We start from the raw sequence: 5,059 nt of genomic DNA, 5'->3' as shown, positions 1-5,059 counted from the left end.
TTATCGATTTGTGCGAAATCTTTAACTTCACCACCATATACTTTTGACAATACAGCTGAGATAGCTGCTGTAAGAGTTGTTTTACCATGGTCAACGTGACCAATTGTACCCACGTTTACGTGTGGTTTACTACGTTCAAATTTTTCTTTAGCCATGATATTGCCTCAACCCAGAGTCTTGGTAATGAAAACACATATAGAAAAAATCCGATGCATTGAATGACATCGAATCGATTAGTTTAGGAGATTAGTTTAGCATAAGACAGGACGTGCTGATTTAAAGGATTTGATTGACTTAATAACTCTGACAGAGATATTAAGCAATCAAGTCGTTCAGCAATTTGGAGCGGATGGCGGGAATCGAACCCGCGTTATCAGCTTGGAAGGCTGGAGTAATACCATTATACGACATCCGCGCAACCTGTTTAAGGCTACCTAACTACCTTTAAAAATGGTGGAGGGAGAAGGATTCGAACCTTCGAAGGCTGAGCCGTCAGATTTACAGTCTGATCCCTTTGGCCACTCGGGAACCCCTCCAGAAAAATGGTGCCGGCACCAAGAGTCGAACTCGGGACCTACTGATTACAAGTCAGTTGCTCTACCAACTGAGCTATGCCGGCTAATCATTTCGGAAACGGATATTAGGTAAATGTCGGCACAAGTGCAATAGCAAAAGCATAAAAAAGATAAAAAAAGTCTTAAATGTCGCTTTTTTAGGCTCAATTTAACAACTGCGTTCAAAAATACCTCGATTTAAACTATTGCTAAAACTATCAATGCATTTTCTATTGTTCAATATATATTGTTGGTGTACTGTGCCTGATCTAAGGAAAGGACGTTATGACATCAAATAAATTATCTCAGCAAGCACTTTATTTTTCTTTTCAGCGCCAACAATGGTCTGAATTACGTAATTCGGTGCCTTTAACACTAAGCCAAGAAGAATTAGAAAACCTTCGAGGCATGAATGAGCAACTGTCACTCGATGAAGTGACGGATATTTATTTGCCCTTAAGTCGCCTACTCAACCTGATTATCAGTGCCAAACATCAACGCAGTGAAGTGCTTGATCAGTTCTTAAGTCATAAACCGACAAAAACACCTTACATCATTAGTATCTCAGGCAGTGTTGCAGTCGGTAAGAGTACCACTGCACGTATTTTGCAAACATTATTACAACGCTGGTCAGAGCACCCAAAAGTCGAATTAGTCACCACCGATGGCTTCTTATACCCGTTAGCAGAACTTAAACAACGTAATTTGCTTAAGCGCAAAGGTTTTCCTGAAAGTTACGACATGAAAATGTTGATTGATTTTATTTCCAGCATTAAAGCTGGCGATGAATCCGTATCGGCACCGTTATATTCTCATGTCAGCTACGATAGGTTAACGGATAGTGTCCAAGAAATTAATCAGCCCGATATTTTGATTATCGAAGGCCTTAATGTATTACAGACATCATTAGATCCATCACCTGATCATAAAAGTACCTTTTTGTCAGATTATGTCGACTTCTCTATCTATGTCGATGCTGAAGAGTCACTGTTAAAACACTGGTACCAGCAACGCTTTTTGAAATTCCGACAAGGGGCTTTCAGTGATCCTGAGTCGTTTTTCCATCACTATTCGACACTGTCTGATGAAGAAGCGAATGCTACGGCAGCGAATATTTGGGACACAATTAACGGCCCCAATTTACAGTCAAACATCAAACCCAGTCGTGCCCGCGCTAACCTCATTTTAAAAAAAGCCCAGAACCACCTTGTAGACCAAGTGCTTTTACGTAAATAAATACGGTTATTTGGCAGATGCCCTCAAGCTAATTTCGCCACCAATGTGTGATGTAATGCTGCCATTAATCTCCAATAAAATAGCGCCTTGTTGATCAATTCCTCGACAGATCCCCGATAGAGAATGAGGTGCCATGATCAAATCCACTTCTTTATGAATGAATAAATCATGTTTTTCCCATTGCGGTATAAAAGGCGTTAAGCCTTGTAATTCAAATAGGCGTAAATCTGATTTAAGTTGTTGATGTAAATCAATCATTAAATCAGTTTTATTTGGCATCTCCGCTAAAGCACTCAAGTCACTCCATGGTTGATCAATAGCTTCAGCATGCTTATTAGACATACTCATGTTAATGCCAAAACCGATCACTAAATTACATTCATCCAAGGAATGGCCAGACAATTCAATTAAAATGCCTGCTAATTTTTTATTATCTTTATAAATATCATTGGGCCATTTTAAGCCTAAATTTTCTACACCATATTTCTCTAAGGTTTTTACAATAGAGCAGCCAACAATTAAGCTTAAGCCCATTGCTGCATTCATACCTTGATTTAAGCGCCAAAAAATTGAAGCATAAACATGGTGCCCATAGGGAGATACCCAATTACGTCCTCGCCTCCCCCTACCTGCAGATTGATATTCAGCGATACAAATATCACCTGTTTTCAATTCATCAGCGTGTTGCAACATAAAGGCATTGGTGCTGTTAATGTCATCAAAATAAAAGCAACGATTATCTATTGCAGCCAATAGTTTTGCCTCATCAAATAATGGTAATGGGTTAGATAACTTATAGCCTTTGCCTTTAACACTGTATATATCTACGCCATAATCAAGTAACTGGCTGATGTGGTTGTTTACCGCGGTGCGTGATAAACCCACTTTTTGAGCAATTTGCTCACCAGAGACATAATCACTATGATCAAGCAAAGCTAGGATCTGTTTCTTTTTAACCCAATGACCATTCATATCAGATATCTACCTCGCCTTTTGGGCCAATAATTCTTGGTTCCGGTTCTAAATTTATATTAAATTTATCGTAAACTTTATTCATCACCGCATGAGCTAATTGACAAATATCATTACCCGTTGCCCCACCGAGGTTAACGAGCACTAGTGCTTGCTTGGTATGCACGGCAGCACGGCCTACTGTAAAGCCTTTTAAATTAGCTTCATCAATTAACCAACCTGCGGCAATTTTAATCGTGCCGTCAGTTTGCGCGTAGCCGACAAGATCACTAAATTCGGTTAATAACTCAAGATACTGCTTAGCTGAAATAATCGGGTTTTTGAAGAAACTACCAACATTACCAAGTACCTTAGGATCCGGTAATTTACTTTGCCTCACATCACATACTGTTTCAAATATTATTTGTGCGCTAACACTGTCATCCTGTAAGTGTTTTAGTGGTCCATATTCAAGATTAGGCGCCCACAACTTAGGTAATCTAAATTTAACCTCGGTGATGACAGCCTTATCCTTAAGCTGGTGTTTAAAAATTGAATCTCGGTAACCAAACTGGCACTGATCTGCATCAAGGGTTATCAACTGAGATGTCGTATAGTCATAGTATTCTACTTGAGAGCAGAAATTATCGATTTCTACACCGTAAGCACCAATATTTTGAATAGGCGCGGCGCCAACTGTGCCTGGAATTAACGCTAGATTCTCTAAGCCGTTAATGCCATTTTCTAAACAGTATTCAACAAAATCATGCCAATTTTCACCTGCTTGAACTGATAAGATGAAATTAAACTCATCTTCAACGACCTTAATTCCTTTTGTAAGCACTTTTATAATGGTGCCATTGAAATCATCGGTAAATACCACATTACTGCCACCGCCTAAGATCAACATAGGCTTAGATTCACTGACAAGCTTAGAAACGACTGAAATCAGTTGTTTTTTTGAGTCAACTTCAACAATAGCGTCGCAACATTGTGTTAAGGCCAAGGTATTATGGGGAGCTAAACTTACAGGCATAAAGGCATAGTTCTAACGAAAAATAATGAACACTATTGTACTTAAGATATATACAAATGGCGAAATAAGTCTCTTTTGATTAATAAATTACTACATCCCGTAGGTTTTTATATCAAAACGTCTTAGCACTACTCGTGTCATATCAATATCTCTAAAAAACCTATAAAACTTTGCCTATTGAGCACCGGGAGCTTAATTTGTCTTCTATTAAAATAATATCCATATACATATATATTGAAAGCCAGAAATGAAAAAGCCCGCTACATAATATCGGGCTTGATACTGATTAGACGCTTGTTGATGTTGATCAACAAATAAACCCTTCGTACTTTATATCTGTGTAGAGTCGCTATAAAGCCTTGCTGAATTTAGATCAGCATTAAGGTCTGCTTTGTCATGAACATTTTCCCACTCTCACCGAACAATATTATCTAGCAGCTGATGATTCAAGCTCTCATGGTTAGTACATATTTCACTTTCCCCGAAAACGGATAGAGCCCTGACTATTAAGTCAGGGCTCTATCAACTCTTTAATGAGTGATATTAGGCGCTTGGCGGTAATCTACTTTCACATAGGCATTCGCCCAGACTCGCAGCTCACGCCGATATGTAGCAGTAAATGACTCAAGTAATCTGCGTTAGGATTTATTCTTTTTCCCCAAATACAAAAAAGCCCTAACTGTTAAATCAGGGCTTTATCGACTCTCTTACGAGAGAAATTAGGCGCTTGCGATGTTCAGCTGCGGATAAATATTTCGCGTTTCATGTCTGTATAAAGCGTTGCTTTATACAGACATTACACCCTAGTTTCACATGGGTAATCGCTCAACCTCACCGCTCACGATATTATCTAGCAGCTGATGACTCAAGTTATCAGCATTAGGATTTATTCTTTTTGCCCCAAACGAAAAAAGCCCTAACTGTTAAGTCAGGGCTTTATCGACTCTCTTATGAGAGATATTAGGCGCTTGGCGATGTTCAGCTGCGGATAAATCCTTCGCGTTCCATGTCTGTATAAAACCTTGCTTTATAATCACAGACATTACACCCTACTTTCACATGGGCATTCGTCCACACTCACCGCTCACGCTGATATGTTGCAGCTAATGACTCAAGTTATCAGCGTTAGGATTTATTCTTTTTGCCCCAAACGAAAAAAGCCCTAACTGTTAAGTCAGGGCTTTATCGACTCTCTTACGAGAGATATTAGGCGCTTGGCGATGACCTACTTTCACATGGGGAGACCCCACACTATCATCGGCGCGATTGCGTTTCACTACTG

At 39.3% G+C, this 5,059-nt stretch carries 4 protein-coding genes and 3 tRNA genes; 1 reads left to right on the top strand and 6 read right to left on the bottom strand.

The window, feature by feature from the left end; genetic code table 11:
- The 4 genes from Q4591_RS19880 to Q4591_RS19865 form a co-directional block, all read right to left on the bottom strand.
- A partial coding sequence (locus Q4591_RS19880; protein WP_303462573.1) for a GTP-binding protein occupies positions 1-155 on the bottom strand: 155 nt, incomplete at its 3' end.
- A 186-nt stretch (positions 156-341) separates the two neighbouring features.
- A tRNA-Gly gene (locus tag Q4591_RS19875) sits at positions 342-415 on the bottom strand.
- A 36-nt stretch (positions 416-451) separates the two neighbouring features.
- Positions 452-536 (bottom strand) — tRNA-Tyr (locus tag Q4591_RS19870).
- A 7-nt stretch (positions 537-543) separates the two neighbouring features.
- Positions 544-619: transfer RNA gene (locus Q4591_RS19865), tRNA-Thr, on the bottom strand.
- Positions 620-839: 220 nt separating this feature from the next.
- Here Q4591_RS19865 and coaA point away from each other — a divergent pair.
- Entirely contained in the window at positions 840-1,790 is a 951-nt protein-coding gene (gene coaA, locus Q4591_RS19860) for a type I pantothenate kinase (protein WP_102436324.1), read from the top strand.
- Positions 1,791-1,796: 6 nt separating this feature from the next.
- On the opposite strand, the gene birA is transcribed toward coaA, so the two are convergent.
- Positions 1,797-2,762: a bifunctional biotin--[acetyl-CoA-carboxylase] ligase/biotin operon repressor BirA gene (gene birA, locus Q4591_RS19855; RefSeq protein ID WP_303462571.1), complete on the bottom strand. Its 966-nt coding sequence runs from the start codon at positions 2,760-2,762 to the stop codon at positions 1,797-1,799.
- 1 nt (position 2,763) lies between these two features.
- Positions 2,764-3,777: a UDP-N-acetylmuramate dehydrogenase gene (murB, locus tag Q4591_RS19850; protein WP_303462569.1), complete on the bottom strand. Its 1,014-nt coding sequence runs from the start codon at positions 3,775-3,777 to the stop codon at positions 2,764-2,766.
- Positions 3,778-5,059 lie beyond the last annotated feature (1,282 nt).

The organism is Shewanella sp. 3_MG-2023 (assembly GCF_030548765.1).
Taxonomy (GTDB): domain Bacteria; phylum Pseudomonadota; class Gammaproteobacteria; order Enterobacterales; family Shewanellaceae; genus Shewanella.
This window is presented reverse-complemented; position numbering and strand designations above follow the sequence as displayed.